The sequence below is a fragment of the Streptomyces sp. NPDC048734 genome, from assembly GCF_043198675.1.
Lineage (GTDB): Bacteria > Actinomycetota > Actinomycetes > Streptomycetales > Streptomycetaceae > Streptomyces.
In genome coordinates this window covers 81,418-98,597 of sequence record NZ_JBICUZ010000009.1, presented here as the reverse complement: position 1 = coordinate 98,597, position 17,180 = coordinate 81,418, and the positions used below count along the sequence as shown (strand labels likewise).

The following is a 17,180-nucleotide window of genomic DNA, read 5'->3' as shown; positions in this document are numbered from 1 at the left end:
CCTCCCCCCGCAGCACATACGAGTCGGGCAGATCCCACACCAGCCCCCCCCCCCGCCCCCCCCCCCCCCCCCGCCGGCCCCCCCCCCGCCCCGCCCCCCCCCCCCCCCCCCGCCCCCCCCCCCCCCCCCCCCCCCCCCGCCCCGGCACCCCCGCGCACGGCTCGTTCCGGGATGTTTTCGCGCGTTCCGGGTAGGGCTGCCCCAGGCAACCCGGAGGAGTCCATGTCCCCTGCGTCCCCCGCGACACGACGTGCGGCCCGCTGGGCGGCCACCGCCGCCGCACTCGTCCTCACCGGCGCCTGCGGCAGCGGCGGCGGCGAAGGCGACGAAGCGGCACGGACGACGCCGGCCCCGCCGCCCACCGGCTCCACGGCGGCACCGTCCTCCGCCGGCAACTACCCGCCGCCCACCGCCCGGTCCCCCACCCCCACGGGCACCGCCCCGGCGGACCCGGACGGCGCCGAGCGGGACATCCGGGCCGCGTGGGAGACCCTCTTCGCCCCGGGCTCCTCCGTCGACGACCGGAGCGGGGTGGTCGAGGACGGCCCCCAGAACGCCCTGATGATCGAGAACCTCTTCGCCGACCGCCTCGGCAGCCGCCTGCGCGCCACGGTGACCTCCGTGACGTACACGACGTCCCAGGACGCCGCCGTCGGCCACACCCTCACCCGCGACGGCCGGGCGCTGGACCCCGGCGGGCCGGGTGCGGCCGTCCGGCAGGGCGACACCTGGAAGGTCGCGCTGCGCACGGTCTGCGCCCTGACCCGGTACGCCGAGGACGCGCCCAGGGCGCCGAGGTGTGACGGGCTGGAATCGCCGTCGGACGGGCCGGGATCGCCGTCGGCCACTGCGGGGGCACGGCCGTAGCGCCGTCCGTTCAGCCCTTGCGGCTCACCGCCGCGTCGAGCAGCGGGCCGAGTTCGCGGGCCGCGCTCGTCAGCGCACGCACGTCCTGCTCGGCGCGGGCGATGAGGATCGCCCCCTCCAGGGCTCCGATCATGAGCGTGGCCAGCGACGCGGCCCGCCCCGGCGGAACACCCATGCCGGTCAGGGCGTCGGCCACGGCGCCGTTCCAGGCGGCGAACGCGTCGGACGCGGCCTTCCTCGTGCCCTCGACGGACTCGGCGCAGTCCACCGTGGCCGCGGCGACGGGGCAACCGCCCGCGAACCCGGCAGACTCGTACTCGTCGGTCCACTGCCGCACCATCTCGCCGAACAGGGCGCTCGGCGTCGGCTCGGGCAGCGCGGCCAGGAACCGGGTCACCCGGTCGGCCGCATAACGGCCGGCCCAGGCCAGCGCCTCGTTGACCAGTTGCTCCTTGCCTCCGGGGAAGTAGTGCTGGAGCGAGCCCCGGGGCGCCCGCGCGTGGGCGGCCACCTCGCGCATGCCGGTGGCGCCGACGCCGTCGCGCCGGATGAGCTGCGCCGCGCTGAAGACCATCCGCTCACGCGGCCCCCGTTCGGACGGCGCCATGGTCGACCTCCAGGATGTCGCGACTGACCGACGCCCACTCTATGACAGTCGTCATAGGAGCGCCTACCATGACGGCTGTCATAGCGGCCCGCCCAGGGCGACGGCAATGGCTCCGCCTCGGCACGGGCCAGGAAAGGCAGCGCATGACGTACGTCGGTTTCCTCGGCCTCGGGGTCATGGGGCAGCCCATGGCGCTCAACCTCGCCCGCGCCGCGACGCCCCTCCTCGTGTGGAACCGCACCCCCGGCCGCTGCGAGCCCCTGCGCGCCGCCGGGGCCGAGGTCGCGACGAGCCCCGTCGAGGTCTTCGAGCGGGCCGGCACGGTGATCCTCATGCTGGCCGACGAGACGGCCGTCGACGCGGTCCTCGGCCGCGGCACCCCGGACTTCGCCGCCCGCGTCGCCGGACACACCGTCGTGCACATGGGCACGACCGCGCCCGAGTACTCCGGCGGCCTGCGGGACGACGTCCTGGCCGCGGGCGGCCGTTACGTGGAGGCGCCGGTCTCCGGCTCGCGGGTCCCGGCGGAGCGGGGCGAGTTGGTCGCCATGCTGGCCGGGGACGACGACGCCGTGGCGGCCGTACGCCCGCTGCTCGCCCCGCTGTGCCGCGAGACCTTCGCGTGCGGTCCGGTCCCGGGCGCGCTGCTGATGAAGTTCTCGGTGAACCTCTTCCTCATCACCCTGGTCACCGGTCTGGCCGAGGCCTTCCACTTCGCCGACCGGCACGGACTGGACCGGGGCCTGCTGCGGGACGTCCTGGACGCGGGTCCGATGGCCAGCGCGGTCTCCCGGGGGAAGGCGCCCAAACTGCTGGCCCGCGACTTCACCGTCCAGGCGGCGGCCACGGACGTCCTGAAGAACAACCGCCTGATCGCACGGGCCGCCCGCGCGGCGGGCCTCGCCTCCCCGCTCCTCGACGTCTGCCACGCCCTCTACGGCGAGACCGTCGAACAGGGCCACGGCGACGAGGACATGGTGGCCGTCCTGCACGCGCTGGAGGCCCGCACCCGGGGCTGAGGGGACACCCGGTGCCGGACGGTCCTGGCCAGGGAGCCGTTCTCCTACCGTCTCGACGGCCGGCACAAGTTGGGCTACTACGATCCCCAGTCCAAGGTGTTCGTCGCCAGGGCCGTCGACGGGAACGTCAACACCGTGATGACCGTTGTGACGAAGGCCTGCGTCCAACGTCTCCAGGGAGGTTGAGCATGGCGGACATCGACATCACCTACGACGCGGTGGCGAACGCGGCCTACATCCGTCTCACCCGCGCGGGGGAGCACCCGCGGTCGGCGCGCATGCACCCCTGCGACCCGGTCGCGGTGAACGGGATGATCAACCTCGATTTCGATGCGGACGGCGTCCTGATCGGCGTCGAGGTGCTGGACGCCCGTTCCAAGCTGCCGCGGCACGCGCTCGACGCGGCCCGACGGCTGGACACCGGCGACGCGTGAGACGATCTTCGGCACGACGTCAACCGGTCCTCGCGGCGCAGCCGCCGCTGCGCCCCCCAGCGCCTGACCGGCCGCCTGACCGGCCGCGGCCTCCACCACCAGCTCGTAGCTCTCCCCCACCGGCCGGGCGAGGGTCACCAGGTCGGCCCGTGGTGATCGGTGGGATGCTCGCCGCAGTGGGCGATGCGGAGGAGCGGCCCCACCGTTCGTCAGCTGTCCGAGGCAGGCACGGTGCCGTCGAAACCCCGGACATCCCGTCCAGGCCCGGGAGTCTCACACCTTTCCCCTCGTCCGTGACGGCCGTACCGCCCGGACGGTGTCCTCGCCCCCCCCGGAAGCCGGACCGGACGGGCTTCACCGCGGCAGCAGCCGCAAGGTGTGCAGGGCGGTGCCCAGGTCGGCGAGAGCGGCCGGGTCGGATAGTGAGCGTCCCGTCAGCTCCTCGATGCGCCGCAGCCGGTAGCGCACCGTGTTGGGGTGGACGTACAGCCGTTTCGCCGCCTCTGCCGCGACGCCGCCCGCGCTGAACCACTGCCCCAGGGTCTCGAGCAGACGCGCACGCTCCGCGACGGGCACGGCCAGCACCGGACCCAGAACGACCTCCACCAGACGTCTCGCCTCCGCCGGCGCCGCCGCCACCAGCATCGCGAGCGGGCTGTCGTCGAAGCGGGCCACGCCGGGGCCGCCGCCCGGCACACGGTTGAGGGCGAGCCGGGCGAAGCGCAGGGCCTGCGGTGTGTCGCGCAGCGAGTCGAAGAGCGGGCTGACGCCCACCCGCGCGCCGTGACGGCGCAGCAGGCGCAGGCCCACCGCCTCGGCGCCGGAGTGCCCCAGCGAGAGCACTCCGATCTGCGCGTCGGGCAGCAGTCGCCAGGCCGACGGGACATGGGCCTCACGCAGCGTTCCCTCGATCCCCGGCAACGATTCCTGTCCGGGATCCGGTACGGCCGCAGCCACCACCGCATAGGGCCCACGCTCACTCAGGCCGAGCTGGCCGGCCGCCTCCCACAGCGTCGTACGATCTGCCAGAGCCCCGGTGAACAGCGCCTCGACCAGGGCCGAGCGGCGTGCTTCGCGGCGCAGCGCCAGGTCCGCGCTGGTCTCCCGGTAGGAGGCGGCCACGGCCTCGGCGTACCGGCCGGACAGCGCCCACACCTGCGACGAGCCCGCCACCAGTTGGGCGTCCGTGACCCCGGAATGCCGCCGGGCCTCGTCGATCATCGCCGACCAGAGGTACTCGAACCCCACCCGGAAGGCGTGCAGGGTGTCCGGCAGGGGAACGCCCTGCTCGGCACGCAGGTGGCCGGTCTCGTGCGCGGACCGTACGTCCGCCTCCGTGCCGGAGGCGAGGTGCCCGAGCACCATGTCGGCGTTGTCCGTACAGGAATCACGCAGTGAGGCGTAGGGGATCAGCGTCTCGTCGGTGTACGACTCGACGTCGGCGCGGATACGTCGCGCCATGGTCTCGCCCAGTTCCGGCAGGCGCACACGCAAGGCCGCAGCCACCTCCGAAAGTCCCATGAGCGCAGCCTACGGCCCATTTATTGTCCCCGGTGACAAATGAGCGGCACGGCTGCTGTCCCCCGTGCCATGGACCCGTCCGGCCCCGGGCGTGACCATTCCCGCAGCGACGGTGACGGGACCCGCGTGTCGCAAGCGGGATGCAAGGAGGCATCATGACCAACCTGGCGGAATTCCTGGTGGACACGGCACGTCGGCAGCCCGAGCGGCCGGCGCTGCGCCTGAACACGGCGACCACCACCTATGCCGAACTGGACCGGCTGAGCGCCCAGGCCGCGGCGCTGTTGCGCACCGAAGGTCTGCGCGCCGGAGACCGGGTCGCCCTCATGCTGCCGAACGTGCCCGAATTCGTCGTGCTCTACTACGGCATCCTGCGTGCCGGGGGCATCGTGGTGCCGATGAACCCGCTGCTCAAGGCTCGGGAGACCGAGTACCACCTGCGGGACTCCGGCGCCGTACTGCTCTTCGAGTGGTACGCGGCCCCCGGTGAGGGGGCACAGGGCGCGGCCGCCGCCGGGGTGCGGCACATCCCGGTCGAACCCGCCGCCTTCGCGGCGGAGCTGGCGCCGTTGGAGCCGCACCACGACACCGCCACGGTGGCCGGCGACGACATCGCCGTCCTGCTGTACACCTCCGGCACCACCGGGCGTCCCAAGGGAGCCGCGCTCACCCACGCGGGACTGCGCCACAACACGGAGGTCAACGTCACCGACGTGCAGCAGCTCACGCCCGAGGACGTCGTCGTGGGGTGTCTGCCGCTGTTCCACATCTTCGGCCAGACCTGCACGATGAACACGGCGGTCCTCAGCGGCGCCTCGCTCACCCTCATCCCGCGTTTCGACCCGGCCGTCGTGTTCGAAGCCATCGCCCGCGACGGGGCGACCGTGTTCGAGGGGGTGCCCACGATGTACGCGGCTCTCCTGCAGCACCCGGCCGGCGCCGAGGCCGAGGTCTCCTCCTTGCGCATGTGCATCTCGGGCGGCGCTTCCCTGCCGGTGGAACTGCTGCACGAATTCGAGCGCCGCTTCGGCTGCGCCGTGCTGGAGGGCTTCGGCATGTCCGAGACCAGCCCGGTCGTCTCCTTCAACCACGCCGACCGCCCGCGCAAGGCCGGATCCATCGGCACCCCCATCCGTGACGTCGAGGTCCGGCTGCTCGACGACGACGGTCGGGACGTGGCTCCCGGCGAGGTCGGCGAACTGGCCGTACGCGGGCCGAACGTGATGAAGGAGTACTGGAACCGCCCGGAGGAGACCGCGGCCACGGTGCCCGACGGCTGGCTGCGCACCGGCGACCTGGCCCGGCAGGACGAGGACGGCTACCTCTTCGTCGTCGACCGCAAGAAGGACCTCGTCATCCGGGGCGGGTACAACGTCTACCCGCGCGAGATCGAGGAGGTGCTGCACGAGCACCCGGCGGTCGCCCTCGCCGCCGTCGTCGGAGTTCCCGACGAGCGGCTCGGCGAGGAGGTCGCCGCCGCGGTCGTCCCGCGCGCGGGGGCCGAGGTGACGGCCGCGGAACTGCAGGAGTTCGTGCGGGAGCGGGTGGCCGCGTACAAGTACCCGCGCCGGATCTGGCTGACGGACTCGCTGCCGATGGGGCCCAGCGGCAAGATCCTCAAGCGGGAGATCACCGCCCCCCTCTCCTGAGAAGCGCATGGTCCTGCCTGCGGCACCACGGGGGAGGCTGGACCAGCGACACCTTCACGACGTGTTTCCGTCGAGCACGGCATCGGCGTACTGGCGCATCGTCCACGGCCGGCCGGTGTACATCGACGGGTACACGCCCCGCGTGCACGGGTAGGCCCCCGGATCGCCCAGCTTCTCCGCCGGACCTCAGCCCCGAAGGGTCTCCGGCCCGTGGACCGGTTCGACGGGGAGTCCGGACTCGGACTCGCGCGCCATGGTGAACCTTTCGCGGGGCGTCGGGTGGTGGAGGAGATGGGCGGCGCAGGGCGGCGATGGCGCCCGTTGCCGCAGGTCAGCCACGCCTGTGACGTGGCGGCCGTCCTACTCGGCCAGGTAGGTCCGGTAGATCCAGTCATATACGCGCAGGGAACGTCCGTCGACGTTCCGGACCTCGGCGGTTGCCTCGAAATGCTCGTAGCGGTTCTGGACGCCGAGCTTGACCCGATCCGTGAACTCCTCGACCCGGCGCACCCGCAGGTCCTCCGGGATGCCCTTTCCACCCGACAGGAAGATGTTGGGCTCCGCAGGACGGCCGTCGTCACTCCGCGGGATGTTGTCGGGGTGGGCCTGAGCAGTGCTGAGGACGGTGCCGGTCATGTGCGAGTCCTCTCACGCAGGGCGCTGTGAACAGGCGAACCGACAGGGGTGGGAAGGCGCGGCCGTGTGGGCGGCGCGTCGGTGATCGACGGTGCGGAGGTCGCTGCGCGTGGGTGCGCCACAAGACACAACGATCGTGGAAACGCCACAAGGGACCGCCACGACTTCGCTATATCGACTGTTGTCGAATCAAGGATCAGCTTGGCGTCGGCCCGTGGCGCCTGTCAGCCATTTCCCGGAACTCGAGGACGCCCATCCCCCCGGCCGGAGCGGGGCGAGCGGCGCCCGCGGGAACGCGAGGCATGCGGCAGGCGCGGCCGCAGACGGGGGTGCACGCAAAAAAGCACCCGGGAGGCGGAGCCGGCGGGAAGACCGAGGACTCCCACGGACCCGGCGGCGGACCACAGGACGTCCGGGCGCCGCACTCGCCCCCGCAGGGCCCGGTGGGGCTCGGCGGCCGGCGGCGGGGCACGACTCGGGCACACCCGGCACAGCGGGCGCAGTCACTCGCGGCAGGGCTCGGCAGGCGCGCCGGAACGCGGTTCAGTCGCGGGCGGTGAGGAATCCGGACAGGGCGGCGAGGACCGTGGGGGCGAGTCGGTAGTAGACCCAGGTTCCGCGCCGCTCGGACAGCAGCAGGCCTGCCTCGCGGAGCTTCTTCAGGTGATGGCTGACCGTGGGCTGGGAAACGCCGACATCGGCGATGTCGCACACACAGGCCTCACCGTCGGGGTGGGAAGCGACCTTGGAGAACAGGCGCAGCCGCACCGGGTCCCCCAGCGCCTTGAACATGGCGGCCGTGATCTCGGCCTCCTCCTCGGTGAGCTCCCGGTCCGTGAGGGACGGGCAGCACGGCGGAACGGAGGCGGTGGCCGCCAACTGCGCTAGCTTCGACATGCATCTATGTTGACACCGGTTGCACCTCCCGCCAAGATCGCTTGATTAGATGTTCATCTAATCATGAGCTGGGGAAGCATGACCGACGTGCGCACCGCCGATGCGAAAGGGCCTGCGAGGACGGCCGTCGTCTCGGGGGCCGGCAGTGGGATCGGTGCGGCCACCGCACGAGCACTGGCTCGCGACGGCTTCGAGGTCGTCCTGACCGCACGCCGGACCGACCGGCTGGAGGCCGTCGCCGAGGAGATCAGGGCCGAAGGCGGAACCGCCCGGGTGTTCCCACTGGATGTGACCGACCGGGAGGCGGTCCTCGCCTTCGCCGACCGACTGCCGACGTGTGACGTGCTGGTCAACAACGCGGGCGGAGCTTACGGGACGGAACACGTCGAGAACGCCGATCCCGGCGACTGGCGGTCCATGTTCGAGGTGAACGTGGTCGGTGCGCTGCACATGACCCAGGCGCTGCTGCCGAGTCTGAGAGCCTCCGGCGACGGAGTCGTGGTCGTCGTCTCCTCCACCGCCTCGTTCACCTGCCACGAGGGCGGCGGCGGTTACAGCGCCGCCAAGCACGGTGCCCATGTACTGGCCGAAACCCTGCGCCTGGAGGTCTGCGGGGAGCCGCTGCGGGTGGTCGAGACAGCTCCGGGCATGGTCCACACCGAGGAGTTCTCCCTCAACCGCTGCCGCGGGGACCTGAACAAGGCCGACGCCGTCTACGCCGGAGTCCCTGATCCGCTGGTCGCCGAGGACGTCGCCGACGTGGGCGGTGACCCGGCCGCCGCACGTGAACATCGACCTCCTGGTGGTGCGGCCCCGGGCACAGGCGGCGCAGCACAAGGTGCACCGCGCCTCCTGACACCGGGCCGTCGCCCGGTACCGGGCCGAAGCCGAGGTGGTTGCCTCTCCCCGGGCGGGAGGGGCGACCACCTCGGCGCCGTTCAGCAGCCGGGGGCGCCGGGTGCGTCGAACATGTCGGCGGCGTAGGCGGCCAGCTGCAGGGCGGCGGTGTGGTCGATGCCGAGTTCCGTGGCAGCGGTCAGCACGGCGTCCGAGGCGGTGGCCGATGTGCCCAGGTGCTTGGCGGTGGCGTGGAGAAGCTGCTCGTGCCGGTCCTTGGTCAGGCCGAGTCGCAGCGCGAGGGCCTCGCCCCCGGCGGTCGCCGAGCACACCCCGGAAAGCGCCATCTCCCTGGGGCTGACGCGGGTGCAGTACATCCGCTCCGTCGTCGTTCCGTACACCTGGCCGGCGACCGTCACCGGCCTGCTCCTCGGCCTGGCGCGAGCCGCGGGCGAAACCGCCCCGTTGCTTTTCACCGCGACGGTCTTCTTCGGCGCGCCCGCCGTGCCGAGCGGGATCGTGGAATCGCCGGTGCAGGCGTTGCCGACCCGCATCTTCACTCTTTCCCAGGAGTCCGGTGACCCCCAGGCGGTCACCCAGGCGTGGGGAAGCGCCATGGTGCTGGTCCTGATCACCGCAGTACTTCTCAGCGCGGCGGTCGCGCTGCGCAACCGTTTCGAGGGGGAGCGATGGACAACGTGATCGCCGTGCGCCAACTACGCGTGCTCAACCGCGACAAGACCCTGGTCGGCCCGGTCTCCTTCAGCCTCGAGCAGGGGTCCACCACCGGGCTGTGCGGGCCGTCGGGCGCCGGCAGGTCGACCCTCCTGCGCGCCCTGGTGGACCTGCTCCCCAACGGGCTCACCCGGGACGGCGAACTGCGGGTGCTGGACCGGACCATCGCACCCGGCAAGGGGGACGCCGACCTGAGGGCCAAGGTGGTTCTCGTGCCCCAGACGCCGGTCGTCTTCGGGGGCAGCATCCTCGACAACGCCCTTTTCGGTCTCCGCCACGTTCTGCGCGCCTCCCAGGAGGCCCTGAAGGAGCGTGCGGAGCAGGCACTGGAGGAGGCCGGGTTGTGGAAGGAGGTCGCCGACCGGCTCGATTCACCCGCGCAGAACCTCTCCGCCGGACAGCGCCAGCGGCTCTGTCTCGCCCGTGCCCTGGCCCTGGAGCCGGCCGGGTTGCTGCTCGACGAGCCCACCAGCGCACTCGACGAACGCAGCAGGGACAAGGTCGAACAGTCCATCGCGGCACTGCACGGCCGCCGGGCGGTGCTGCTCGTCTCCCACGACCCGGCACAGGTGGAGCGCCTGTGCGACACGACCGTCCACCTGGACCAGCCCGTGACAGCATCTGCCGCCGCCGTGGGCTGATCGCCGGCATCGCACCGAAGGCTTCGCGACGACCGGGGCTTTTCGGCTCGGTCTCCCGGCTGCGTACCGCGGCCCTGTGCTCGCAGCGGTACGCGGCCGGAGTCCGGGTCGGTCTCCAGCGCCCGCCAGACGTTGACCTGGCTGCGCTGACGCAGGATCTGCATCAGCGCGGAGCGCACCCCCGCGCCCAGCCTGTAGCAGACGAGGCGGCCATCACGCCTGCTCTCGATCAGACCGATGCACCGCAGCCGTTTCAGGTGATGGCTGACGGTCGCCGGAGACACTCCGACGTCCGCCAGTTCGTGCACCGCGGCCTCGGCTCCCGACCGTTCGGCCAGCTGCATCAGAAGCTGCAGACGGACCGGATCTCCGAGGGTCTTGAAGACGTTGGACCACCAGACCATGTCGGCCGCGCTCAGCTCCAGGCACGAACCGTCACGGGCGGCGCCGGCCCCTTTCCGACACATGGCATCTCCCTCCCAGCGTCCCTTCCGGGATCCGTCACCGGTGGGCATGTCCCTGCGCTCGGGGTTGCGCCCGGCCGATGCCCGCCTTGCGGACCGCCGGAGCCCACCGGTTCAGGTGGTCTGTGACAGCAGGCCGGCCATGGCCGACAACACCCCGGGCGCGACACGGTAGTAGACCCAGCTGGCACGGCGCTCCGACTCGAGGAGCCCGGCTTCCCGCAGCTTCCGCAAGTGGTGACTGACCGTGGGCTGGGAAACCCCGACGTCCTGGATGTCACAGACACAGGCCTCTCCGGTCGGCCGCGCGGCGATCTTCGAGAACAACCGCAGCCGGACGGGATCGGACAGCGCCTTGAACATGACGGCGATCTTCTCCGAGTCGGCGGCGGACAACTCTTCCTTCCCCAGCGGCTGGCAGCACCAGGTCACGGTGGCGTTCGGACGGGTGGAACCCGGAGCCAGATTAGACATACCTCTATGTTGACAGTCATCAAATCATTTGCCAAGCAGGAAGGGGAAACCCTCTGCGCCCGCCCGGGCACAAATTCGATGAACTTCTATGTTGACGTACATCGATCTCAGGAGCATGCTGGGCGGCATCGACAGACATCGAATCCGAGGAGTCGTCCCACCATGTCCGCTGCCCCTGTTCTGCCGGTAGTCGTCATCGGCGCCGGCCCCGTCGGCCTGGCGGCCGCGGCCCACCTGTCCGACCACGGCCTGCGTGCCCTCGTCCTCGAAGCCGGTCACGCCGCGGGCACCGCCGTGCGCGAATGGGCACACGTACGTCTCTTCTCCACGTGGGGCGAAGTCGTCGATCCCGCGGCCGAGAAGCTCCTCGCCCCCACGGGATGGAGCAAGCCCGACGCCGCCACCTACCCCAGCGGCGGCGACTGGGTCGAGCACTACCTGCAGCCGCTCGCCGACGCCCTCGGCGACCGGGTCCGCTACGGCGCCCGGGTCACCGGTGTCTCCAAGGCCGGCCGTGACCGCATCGTCGACACCGACCGTGCATCGCAGCCCTTCGTCGTCCACGTGCGGCACGCCGACGGCCGCGAAGAGCGGATCCTCGCCGCCGCCGTGATCGACGCCTCCGGCACCTGGACCCTGCCCTCCCCCGCCGGCGGCAGTGGTCTGCCCGCCCTCGGCGAGCGCGCGGCGGCCGACCGCGTCAGCTACCGGGTCCCCGACCTCACGGACCCGGCCGTACGTGCCCGTTACGCGGGCAAGCGGACCGCCGTCATCGGTTCGGGCGCCTCCGCGTTCACCGCGCTCTCCTCCCTGGCCGAGCTGTCGCGGTCGAAGGACGGCACGGGCACGAAGGCGGTGTGGGTGTTGCGCCGCGGCATCTCCGGCTCCACCTTCGGCGGCGGAGCCGCCGACCAGCTGCCCGCGCGCGGCGCTCTCGGTCTGGCGGCCGAGGCCGCCGTCGACGACGGCCACGCCGAGGCGGTCACCGGCTTCCGTACCGAGGCCGTCGAAAGCGACGCCGACGGCGGACTGGTGCTGGTCGCCGAGGACGGGCGGCGGCTGGAGACGGTGGACGAGATCATCGTCCTGACGGGACTCCGCCCGGATCTGTCCTTCCTCTCCGAGGTGCGCCTGCGCCTGGACGAGCGCCTGGAGGCACCGGTGGAACTCGCCCCGCTGATCGACCCCAACCAGCACTCCTGCGGCACCGTCTACCCGCACGGCCACCGGGAGCTGTCCCACCCGGACGCCGGTGTCTACCTCGTCGGCATGAAGAGCTACGGCCGCGCTCCCACCTTCCTGGCCATGACCGGCTACGAGCAGGTCCGTTCCGTGGCGGCCGCCCTGGCGGGCGATGCCGACGCGGCCGACCGCGTGGAACTGGTTCTGCCGGAAACCGGCGTGTGCGGCGGTTCCGGACTGTTCGACACGGCCGACACCTCCCCGGCCGCAGCAGACGGCTGCTGCGCACCCGTCGCTCCACAGCCGATCCGGCTCACCGCCGTCTCCCCCGGTCCGGCCACCGCGTCCGGCAACTGCTGCGGCGCCTGACCACCACCGCCCGGGGCCGTCACGGCCCCGGGCCGCGCACACCGTCGAACCGGCAGGAGAAAGGCCCCATGCCCCCAACGCAACCCGCCCTCAAAGCGGCCGACCTGCCGGCCACCCGGCTCGTCCGGGCAGGGCAGGCCCGCACCGAGGAGACGGACACCGCCTGTCGTCATGCCCGGCAGGACAAGCTCTGGGTGCGTGGCTCCGGCCCGGAACCGCGGGAGGTGTGCGCGGTCGAGGCAGACGCCGACGCGTCGGCCGAGCAGCCCGGTGGCACCCACACCCACCTGCCGCACCCCCGCCGGCGCCGTCCGGCCCGCACAACGGCCCGACACGGCCGGCTGCCACTGACCGGCTCATGAGCGATCTCTCCACGGCCGACGCGGCCGCCGTCGCCGACCGGCCGGCGCGGCCTCGAGCGGCCCTGCCCGCCCTGTGCCTGACCCAGATCACCAGCTGGGGCATCGTCTACTACGCCTTCCCCGTCCTCAACCCGCAGATCACCGCGGCCACCGGCTGGAGCGCGGCCACGACCACGGCCGCGTTCTCGGCCGCCCTGCTCGTCTCCGCCCTGGCCGGCATCCGCATCGGCCGCATCCTGGACGCCCGCGGCCCTCGCACGGTCATGACCGCCGGCTCCGTCATCGGCACGGCAAGCCTGGTCGTCATCGCCACGGCGCCCAACCTGATCATGTTCACCATCGGATGGCTGCTGGCCGGTCTCGCCATGGCCTCCACCTTCTACCAGCCCGCTTTCGCCGCACTCACCCGCTGGTGGTCCCCCCCACCACATCCGCGCCCTGACCACCGTCACTCTCGCCGGTGGTCTGGCCTCCACCTTCTTCGCTCCCCTGACCGCCCAGTTGGCCGAACACTTCACCTGGCGCCACACGTACCTGATCCTGGCCGCCGTCCTGGCCGCCGTGACCGTGCCCGCCCACGCCGTCGCCCTACGGGGCCCCTGGCCCCCCGCCCCGCCCTCGACCACGGCAGGCGCGACCTCCAGCACGGCCGCCATCACCCGCAGTCGTCCCTTCCTCCTCCTGGCCACCGCCCTGACCCTCTCGTCGTTCGCGATGTACGCCGTGGTCGTCACCCTCGTCCCTCTGTTGCTCGACCGCGGCTACACCGTGACCCAGGCAGCCTGGGCCCTGGGGCTGGGCGGGGCCGGGCAGACCCTCGGCCGCACGCTGTACGCGACCCTGGCCCGCCGGAGCTCACCCGCCTTACGTGCCGCTGTCCTTGTCGGCCTGGGGGGAGCGACCACCGCCGCCTTCGCACTCGTCCCCGGCCCCTACCCGCTGCTGGCGGTCCTGGCCGTCGTCGCCGGCACCGTCCGCGGCAACCTGACGCTGCTGCAGGCCACCGCCGTCACCGACCGATGGGGCGCCAACCGCTACGGCCGCCTGTCCGGGATCCTCGCCGCTCCCACGACGACCGCCTCCGCGCTCGCCCCGTTCGCCGGCACCGCCCTGGCCGTGCCACTCGGCGGCTACCCCCACCTCTTCGTCGTCCTCGCGCTGGTCTCGGCCACCGCCGCACTCATCGCCCGGCACACGACGCCGGCCGACCGGACGACCTGACAGCCGGACACGACAGCCACCACCGCGCCGACGGGCGATCCCCGCACGAACTGCTGCCGTCGCGTCGACACCCGCCCCAACAGTCGCCCGATCCCTGCCGAACGACCGTCCGATCCTCGCCGAACGCACAGTCCGACCATTTTCGATCGTGCCAAAGTGATCACACAGCGCTTATGGTCGATGCGCGGCTGTCATAGATCTGCAGATGTCGGAGGACGGGTTCCTCGAAGGCGGCTCGTGCGGGCCGGGGCCGAACTGCAAACCCCTGCAACGCTCCGAAGCCGAACAGTTGTCGGCGATGCTCCGGACCATCGCCGACCCCACCCGTCTGCAGTTGTTCCGGCTGCTGGAACAGGCCCCCGACGGCGAAGCCTGCGTATGCGACTTGGCCGACAGTCTGGAACTGCGCCAGTCCACCGTCAGCCACCACTTGAAGATCATGACCGAGGCCGGGCTCCTGGACCGCGAACGGCGCGGCACCTGGGCCTGGTTCTCGGTCAATCACGACGGACTGCAACGCATCCGGTCCATCCTGGACCCGGCGCCCCGGGCTTCGTGCGAGTGACCGCTTCCGGCCGCCCGCGTCGAGCGGCCGGGGCGGTCTGCGCACCGCGGGTCCGGTTTCCCGCGGATCCTCGCGGCGTCGCGGGGATCACCCTCCGGCGTCGAGGAGTGCGGCGATCTCGCGGACCGCGTCGCGAGCCGGCCGTCCGACACCGATGAGCGTGGCGGAGGCGGGCCCCGTCCAGTCGCCGTAGCCGAGAAGGTGCAGTCGGGGATCCTCCAGGCAGCGGGTGCCCCGGGTGGCGATGTGACCACGTGAGCCGCGCAGGCCCAGGGGTGACAGGTGCGAGAGGGCCGGCCGGAAGCCGGTGCACCAGATCACCGCGTCGGCGGGCGTCCTCGTACCGTCGGCCCGGACCACACCGTCGCGGTCGAGACGCACGAACATGGGGGACGCCTTCAGCAGCCCTGCGTCCCGGGCCTCGCGCACCGGCGGTACGGCGACGATGTCCCCCAGTGCGGCGACGCCTCCGGTGTCGGTGCGGCCCTCGTCGAGGGCGCGGCGGCGGGCGGTGGCCGCGTCGAACAGGGCGCGGCCGTCGATGTCGTCGGCGAGGAAGCGGGGCGGGCGCTGGGTCACCCAGGTGAGTTCGGTGTCGTGCACGAGGTCGGCGGCGATCTGTGCTCCCGAGTTGCCGCCGCCGACGACGATCACGCGCCGGCCCTCGAACTCCCGCGGCCTGCGGTAGGAGACGGTGTGCAGTTGCCTGCCCCCGAAGTCCTCGCGTCCCGGGACGGCGGGGAGGAAGGGACGCCACCAGGTACCGGTGGCGCTGATCACCGCGCGTGCGTGCCAGGTGCCGGAGTCGGTCTCCACCCTCAGCAGCCGCCCGTCGTCGTGCACGCCGAGCACCTTGACCGGCCGCAGCACGGGGAGGTCGTACCGCTTCTCGTAGTCGCTCAGGTACTCCACCACGTGCCCGGCCTCCGGATACTCCTCGCCCGGCTGTGCCGGCATGAGGCGGCCGGGAAGGGAGGAGAAGGCGGCCGGGGAGAACAGGTGCAGCGATTCCCAGGTGTGCTGCCAGGCCCCGCCGGGGGTGGCCTGGGCGTCGAGGACGACGAACTCCAGACCCTGGCGGCGCAGGTGGTAGCCGGCGGCGAGCCCTGCCTGGCCGCCGCCGATCACCACCACGTCGGTGTGCCGCGTCATGTCGCCCGCGCCGCCCCGCACGTCGTGCACCGGGCGGTGCGGGGCGCGGGCGTGCCGGTCGCTCCCTGTGCGCGGCCGTCGAAGCGGCGCATCAGCTCTCCTGCGGGGCCGGCGTCAGCTGCTGCGCGGCGTTGAACTTCCGCCGCCAGGCCAGCGAGACGTAGACGAGCGCCACCAGGACCGGGACCTCGATGAGCGGACCGACCACACCGGACAGGGCCTGGCCCGAGGTGACGCCGAAGGTGGCGATGGCGACCGCGATGGCCAGCTCGAAGTTGTTGCCCGCCGCGGTGAAGGCGAGGGTGGCGGTGCGGTCGTAGGCCAGGCCGATCATCTTGCCGAGCGCGAACGTGCCGAACCACATCACCGCGAAGTAGACCAGCAGCGGCAGCGCGATGCGGGCGACGTCGAGCGGCTGCGAGGTGATGGTCTTCCCCTGCAGGGCGAAGAGGATGACGATCGTGAACAGCAGCCCGTAGAGGGCCCAGGGGCCGATCTTCGGCAGGAAGTTGGACTCGTACCGCTCGCGGCCCAGCTTCTTCTCGCCGAGGCGGCGGGTGAGGAACCCGGCCAGCAGGGGGACTCCGAGGAAGATGACGACGTTCAGGGCGATCTTCCACATGGAGATGTCCAGGTGCTGACCGTCGCCCAGGCCCAGCCAGCCCGGCAGGAGGTCGAGGTAGAACCAGCCGAGCAGGCCGAACGCCAGGACCTGGAAGACCGAATTCAACGCGACGAGGACCGCGGCGGCTTCGCGGTCGCCGCAGGCCAGGTCGTTCCAGATGATGACCATGGCGATGCAGCGGGCGAGCCCGACGATGATCAGGCCGGTGCGGTACTCGGGCAGGTCCGGCAGGAACATCCACGCCAGCGCGAACATCACCGCCGGGCCGACGATCCAGTTGACGACCAGCGACGAGACCATGAGCGGCTTGTCGCCGGTGACGGCGTCGAGCTTGTCGTAGCGGACCTTGGCCAGCACCGGATACATCATGATCAGCAGGCCGACGGCGATCGGCAGGGAGATGCCGCCGATCTCGACCTTCGCCAGGGCGTCATTGAGGCCGGGGATGAGCCTGCCCAGGCCGAGGCCGAGGGCCATGGCGACAAGGATCCAGACGGCGAGGAAACGGTCGAGCGTCGACAGCTTCGCGACGACCGAGGACTCCTCGGCGGTCGCGGCTGCTTCGGTGCGGGTCACGGACAGGCCCTCTTGTTCTCGGCGGCATCACGAGCGGACTCGGCCAGGTCGGCGAACTGGCCGGCGAGCTGTGCGATGACGTCCGGGCGGACCTTGTAGTACGTGTAGCGGCCGCACGGCTCCGTCTCGACCACCCCCGCCTCGCGCAGCACTCTCAGGTGGTTGGAGAGGTTGGTCTGCCGGGCACCGGTCTCCTCCACGAGGTGGGTGGTGCACAGCGTCTCCTTGGCGAGCAGGGTCACGATCTGCAGCCTGAGCGGGTCCGCCAGAACCCGGATCAGGTCAGTGTCGACTGACGTCATCATGGACTGATACTGTCACATCAGTGGTGGCTGACACCACCTGGT

The 17,180-nt window shown here is 71.9% G+C and carries 18 protein-coding genes and 4 pseudogenes; 11 read left to right on the top strand and 11 right to left on the bottom strand.

What is annotated here, in order from left to right; translation table 11 throughout:
• Window positions 1–222: 222 nt before the first annotated feature.
• Window positions 223–867, top strand: coding sequence for a hypothetical protein (locus tag ACGFQC_RS23610; protein ID WP_363089485.1), 645 nt, complete (start codon window positions 223–225; stop codon window positions 865–867).
• Window positions 868–877: 10 nt separating this feature from the next.
• Here the strand turns inward: ACGFQC_RS23610 and ACGFQC_RS23605 are convergent, their stop codons facing one another.
• Window positions 878–1,474, bottom strand: a complete 597-nt coding sequence (locus tag ACGFQC_RS23605; RefSeq protein WP_363089486.1) for a TetR/AcrR family transcriptional regulator — start codon at window positions 1,472–1,474, stop codon at window positions 878–880.
• Between the two features lie 143 nt (window positions 1,475–1,617).
• Between ACGFQC_RS23605 and ACGFQC_RS23600 the strand changes: the two genes are divergently transcribed.
• Both ACGFQC_RS23600 and ACGFQC_RS23595 read left to right on the top strand, forming a co-directional pair.
• A complete protein-coding gene (locus ACGFQC_RS23600) occupies window positions 1,618–2,493 on the top strand; it encodes an NAD(P)-dependent oxidoreductase (protein ID WP_363089487.1) in 876 nt (291 codons plus the stop codon).
• A 188-nt stretch (window positions 2,494–2,681) separates the two neighbouring features.
• Window positions 2,682–2,927 (top strand): DUF2283 domain-containing protein, encoded by a 246-nt coding sequence (locus ACGFQC_RS23595; RefSeq protein WP_363089488.1) that lies wholly within the window; start codon window positions 2,682–2,684, stop codon window positions 2,925–2,927.
• A gap of 354 nt (window positions 2,928–3,281) precedes the next feature.
• On the opposite strand, the gene ACGFQC_RS23590 is transcribed toward ACGFQC_RS23595, so the two are convergent.
• Entirely contained in the window at window positions 3,282–4,448 is a 1,167-nt protein-coding gene (locus tag ACGFQC_RS23590; protein WP_363089489.1) for a helix-turn-helix domain-containing protein, read from the bottom strand.
• 155 nt (window positions 4,449–4,603) lie between these two features.
• Here ACGFQC_RS23590 and ACGFQC_RS23585 point away from each other — a divergent pair, with 155 nt between their 5' ends.
• Window positions 4,604–6,097, top strand: coding sequence for a long-chain fatty acid--CoA ligase (locus ACGFQC_RS23585; RefSeq protein WP_363089490.1), 1,494 nt, complete (start codon window positions 4,604–4,606; stop codon window positions 6,095–6,097).
• An 84-nt stretch (window positions 6,098–6,181) separates the two neighbouring features.
• Here the strand turns inward: ACGFQC_RS23585 and ACGFQC_RS23580 are convergent.
• The 3 genes and pseudogenes from ACGFQC_RS23580 to ACGFQC_RS23570 all read right to left on the bottom strand — a co-directional run.
• Window positions 6,182–6,352 (bottom strand): annotated as a pseudogene (locus ACGFQC_RS23580) (methylmalonyl-CoA mutase family protein); the annotation flags it as partial.
• Between the two features lie 105 nt (window positions 6,353–6,457).
• Window positions 6,458–6,733, bottom strand: coding sequence for a DUF5988 family protein (locus ACGFQC_RS23575; protein WP_363089491.1), 276 nt, complete (start codon window positions 6,731–6,733; stop codon window positions 6,458–6,460).
• 543 nt (window positions 6,734–7,276) lie between these two features.
• Window positions 7,277–7,630 carry a metalloregulator ArsR/SmtB family transcription factor gene (locus tag ACGFQC_RS23570; protein WP_363089492.1) on the bottom strand — a complete coding sequence of 118 codons (354 nt, stop codon included), beginning with the start codon at window positions 7,628–7,630 and terminating at the stop codon, window positions 7,277–7,279.
• Window positions 7,631–7,708: 78 nt separating this feature from the next.
• Between ACGFQC_RS23570 and ACGFQC_RS23565 the strand changes: the two are divergent.
• A pseudogene (locus ACGFQC_RS23565) lies at window positions 7,709–8,486 on the top strand (SDR family NAD(P)-dependent oxidoreductase).
• Between the two features lie 82 nt (window positions 8,487–8,568).
• Here the strand turns inward: ACGFQC_RS23565 and ACGFQC_RS23560 are convergent.
• Window positions 8,569–8,814, bottom strand: a complete 246-nt coding sequence (locus ACGFQC_RS23560) for a hypothetical protein (protein WP_393288602.1) — start codon at window positions 8,812–8,814, stop codon at window positions 8,569–8,571.
• A 19-nt stretch (window positions 8,815–8,833) separates the two neighbouring features.
• On the opposite strand from ACGFQC_RS23560, the gene ACGFQC_RS23555 reads away from it, so the two are divergent.
• Both ACGFQC_RS23555 and ACGFQC_RS23550 read left to right on the top strand, forming a co-directional pair.
• The gene (locus ACGFQC_RS23555) at window positions 8,834–9,169 is read left to right on the top strand and encodes a hypothetical protein (protein ID WP_393288601.1); all 336 of its coding nucleotides are present in this window, start codon (window positions 8,834–8,836) and stop codon (window positions 9,167–9,169) included.
• Window positions 9,157–9,843: an ATP-binding cassette domain-containing protein gene (locus tag ACGFQC_RS23550; protein WP_363089495.1), complete on the top strand. Its 687-nt coding sequence runs from the start codon at window positions 9,157–9,159 to the stop codon at window positions 9,841–9,843. The genes ACGFQC_RS23555 and ACGFQC_RS23550 overlap by 13 nt, the downstream gene beginning before the upstream one ends.
• Before the next feature lie 197 nt (window positions 9,844–10,040).
• Here the strand turns inward: ACGFQC_RS23550 and ACGFQC_RS23545 are convergent.
• Together ACGFQC_RS23545 and ACGFQC_RS23540 are read right to left on the bottom strand one after the other, a co-directional pair.
• Window positions 10,041–10,247 (bottom strand): annotated as a pseudogene (locus tag ACGFQC_RS23545) (ArsR/SmtB family transcription factor); the annotation flags it as partial.
• Window positions 10,248–10,421: 174 nt separating this feature from the next.
• Entirely contained in the window at window positions 10,422–10,781 is a 360-nt protein-coding gene (locus tag ACGFQC_RS23540) for a metalloregulator ArsR/SmtB family transcription factor (protein WP_363089496.1), read from the bottom strand.
• A gap of 162 nt (window positions 10,782–10,943) precedes the next feature.
• On the opposite strand from ACGFQC_RS23540, the gene ACGFQC_RS23535 reads away from it, so the two are divergent.
• The 4 genes and pseudogenes from ACGFQC_RS23535 to ACGFQC_RS23520 all read left to right on the top strand — a co-directional run bounded on the left by ACGFQC_RS23535 (window position 10,944) and on the right by ACGFQC_RS23520 (window position 14,480).
• Window positions 10,944–12,332 (top strand): NAD(P)-binding domain-containing protein, encoded by a 1,389-nt coding sequence (locus tag ACGFQC_RS23535; protein WP_363089497.1) that lies wholly within the window; start codon window positions 10,944–10,946, stop codon window positions 12,330–12,332.
• Window positions 12,333–12,400: 68 nt separating this feature from the next.
• The gene (locus tag ACGFQC_RS23530) at window positions 12,401–12,694 is read left to right on the top strand and encodes a hypothetical protein (protein WP_363089498.1); all 294 of its coding nucleotides are present in this window, start codon (window positions 12,401–12,403) and stop codon (window positions 12,692–12,694) included.
• Window positions 12,691–13,915 (top strand): annotated as a pseudogene (locus ACGFQC_RS23525) (MFS transporter). Before ACGFQC_RS23530 ends, ACGFQC_RS23525 begins: the two are co-directional and overlap by 4 nt.
• 205 nt (window positions 13,916–14,120) lie before the next feature.
• Window positions 14,121–14,480, top strand: a complete 360-nt coding sequence (locus tag ACGFQC_RS23520) for a metalloregulator ArsR/SmtB family transcription factor (protein WP_363089499.1) — start codon at window positions 14,121–14,123, stop codon at window positions 14,478–14,480.
• Between the two features lie 87 nt (window positions 14,481–14,567).
• Here the strand turns inward: ACGFQC_RS23520 and ACGFQC_RS23515 are convergent, their stop codons facing one another.
• From ACGFQC_RS23515 to ACGFQC_RS23505, 3 genes are all read right to left on the bottom strand, one after another.
• A complete protein-coding gene (locus ACGFQC_RS23515; protein WP_363089500.1) occupies window positions 14,568–15,632 on the bottom strand; it encodes an ArsO family NAD(P)H-dependent flavin-containing monooxygenase in 1,065 nt (354 codons plus the stop codon).
• A gap of 91 nt (window positions 15,633–15,723) precedes the next feature.
• Entirely contained in the window at window positions 15,724–16,833 is a 1,110-nt protein-coding gene (arsB, locus tag ACGFQC_RS23510; protein WP_363089501.1) for an ACR3 family arsenite efflux transporter, read from the bottom strand.
• Complete coding sequence (locus ACGFQC_RS23505; protein ID WP_363089502.1) at window positions 16,830–17,138, bottom strand: metalloregulator ArsR/SmtB family transcription factor; 309 nt, start codon at window positions 17,136–17,138, stop codon at window positions 16,830–16,832. Before ACGFQC_RS23505 ends, arsB begins: the two co-directional genes overlap by 4 nt.
• Window positions 17,139–17,180 lie beyond the last annotated feature (42 nt).

Bases quoted from the DNA above. Each gene is read 5' to 3' on its own strand.
- ACGFQC_RS23610 (WP_363089485.1), top strand. From the start codon at position 223: ATGTCCCCTGCGTCCCCCGCGACACGACGTGCGGCCCGCTGGGCGGCC.
- ACGFQC_RS23605 (WP_363089486.1), bottom strand. From the start codon at position 1,474: ATGGCGCCGTCCGAACGGGGGCCGCGTGAGCGGATGGTCTTCAGCGCG.
- ACGFQC_RS23600 (WP_363089487.1), top strand. From the start codon at position 1,618: ATGACGTACGTCGGTTTCCTCGGCCTCGGGGTCATGGGGCAGCCCATG.
- ACGFQC_RS23595 (WP_363089488.1), top strand. From the start codon at position 2,682: ATGGCGGACATCGACATCACCTACGACGCGGTGGCGAACGCGGCCTAC.
- ACGFQC_RS23590 (WP_363089489.1), bottom strand. From the start codon at position 4,448: ATGGGACTTTCGGAGGTGGCTGCGGCCTTGCGTGTGCGCCTGCCGGAA.
- ACGFQC_RS23585 (WP_363089490.1), top strand. From the start codon at position 4,604: ATGACCAACCTGGCGGAATTCCTGGTGGACACGGCACGTCGGCAGCCC.
- ACGFQC_RS23575 (WP_363089491.1), bottom strand. From the start codon at position 6,733: ATGACCGGCACCGTCCTCAGCACTGCTCAGGCCCACCCCGACAACATC.
- ACGFQC_RS23570 (WP_363089492.1), bottom strand. From the start codon at position 7,630: ATGTCGAAGCTAGCGCAGTTGGCGGCCACCGCCTCCGTTCCGCCGTGC.
- ACGFQC_RS23560 (WP_393288602.1), bottom strand. From the start codon at position 8,814: ATGGCGCTTTCCGGGGTGTGCTCGGCGACCGCCGGGGGCGAGGCCCTC.
- ACGFQC_RS23550 (WP_363089495.1), top strand. From the start codon at position 9,157: ATGGACAACGTGATCGCCGTGCGCCAACTACGCGTGCTCAACCGCGAC.
- ACGFQC_RS23540 (WP_363089496.1), bottom strand. From the start codon at position 10,781: ATGTCTAATCTGGCTCCGGGTTCCACCCGTCCGAACGCCACCGTGACC.
- ACGFQC_RS23535 (WP_363089497.1), top strand. From the start codon at position 10,944: ATGTCCGCTGCCCCTGTTCTGCCGGTAGTCGTCATCGGCGCCGGCCCC.
- ACGFQC_RS23530 (WP_363089498.1), top strand. From the start codon at position 12,401: ATGCCCCCAACGCAACCCGCCCTCAAAGCGGCCGACCTGCCGGCCACC.
- ACGFQC_RS23520 (WP_363089499.1), top strand. From the start codon at position 14,121: ATGTCGGAGGACGGGTTCCTCGAAGGCGGCTCGTGCGGGCCGGGGCCG.
- ACGFQC_RS23515 (WP_363089500.1), bottom strand. From the start codon at position 15,632: ATGACGCGGCACACCGACGTGGTGGTGATCGGCGGCGGCCAGGCAGGG.
- ACGFQC_RS23505 (WP_363089502.1), bottom strand. From the start codon at position 17,138: ATGATGACGTCAGTCGACACTGACCTGATCCGGGTTCTGGCGGACCCG.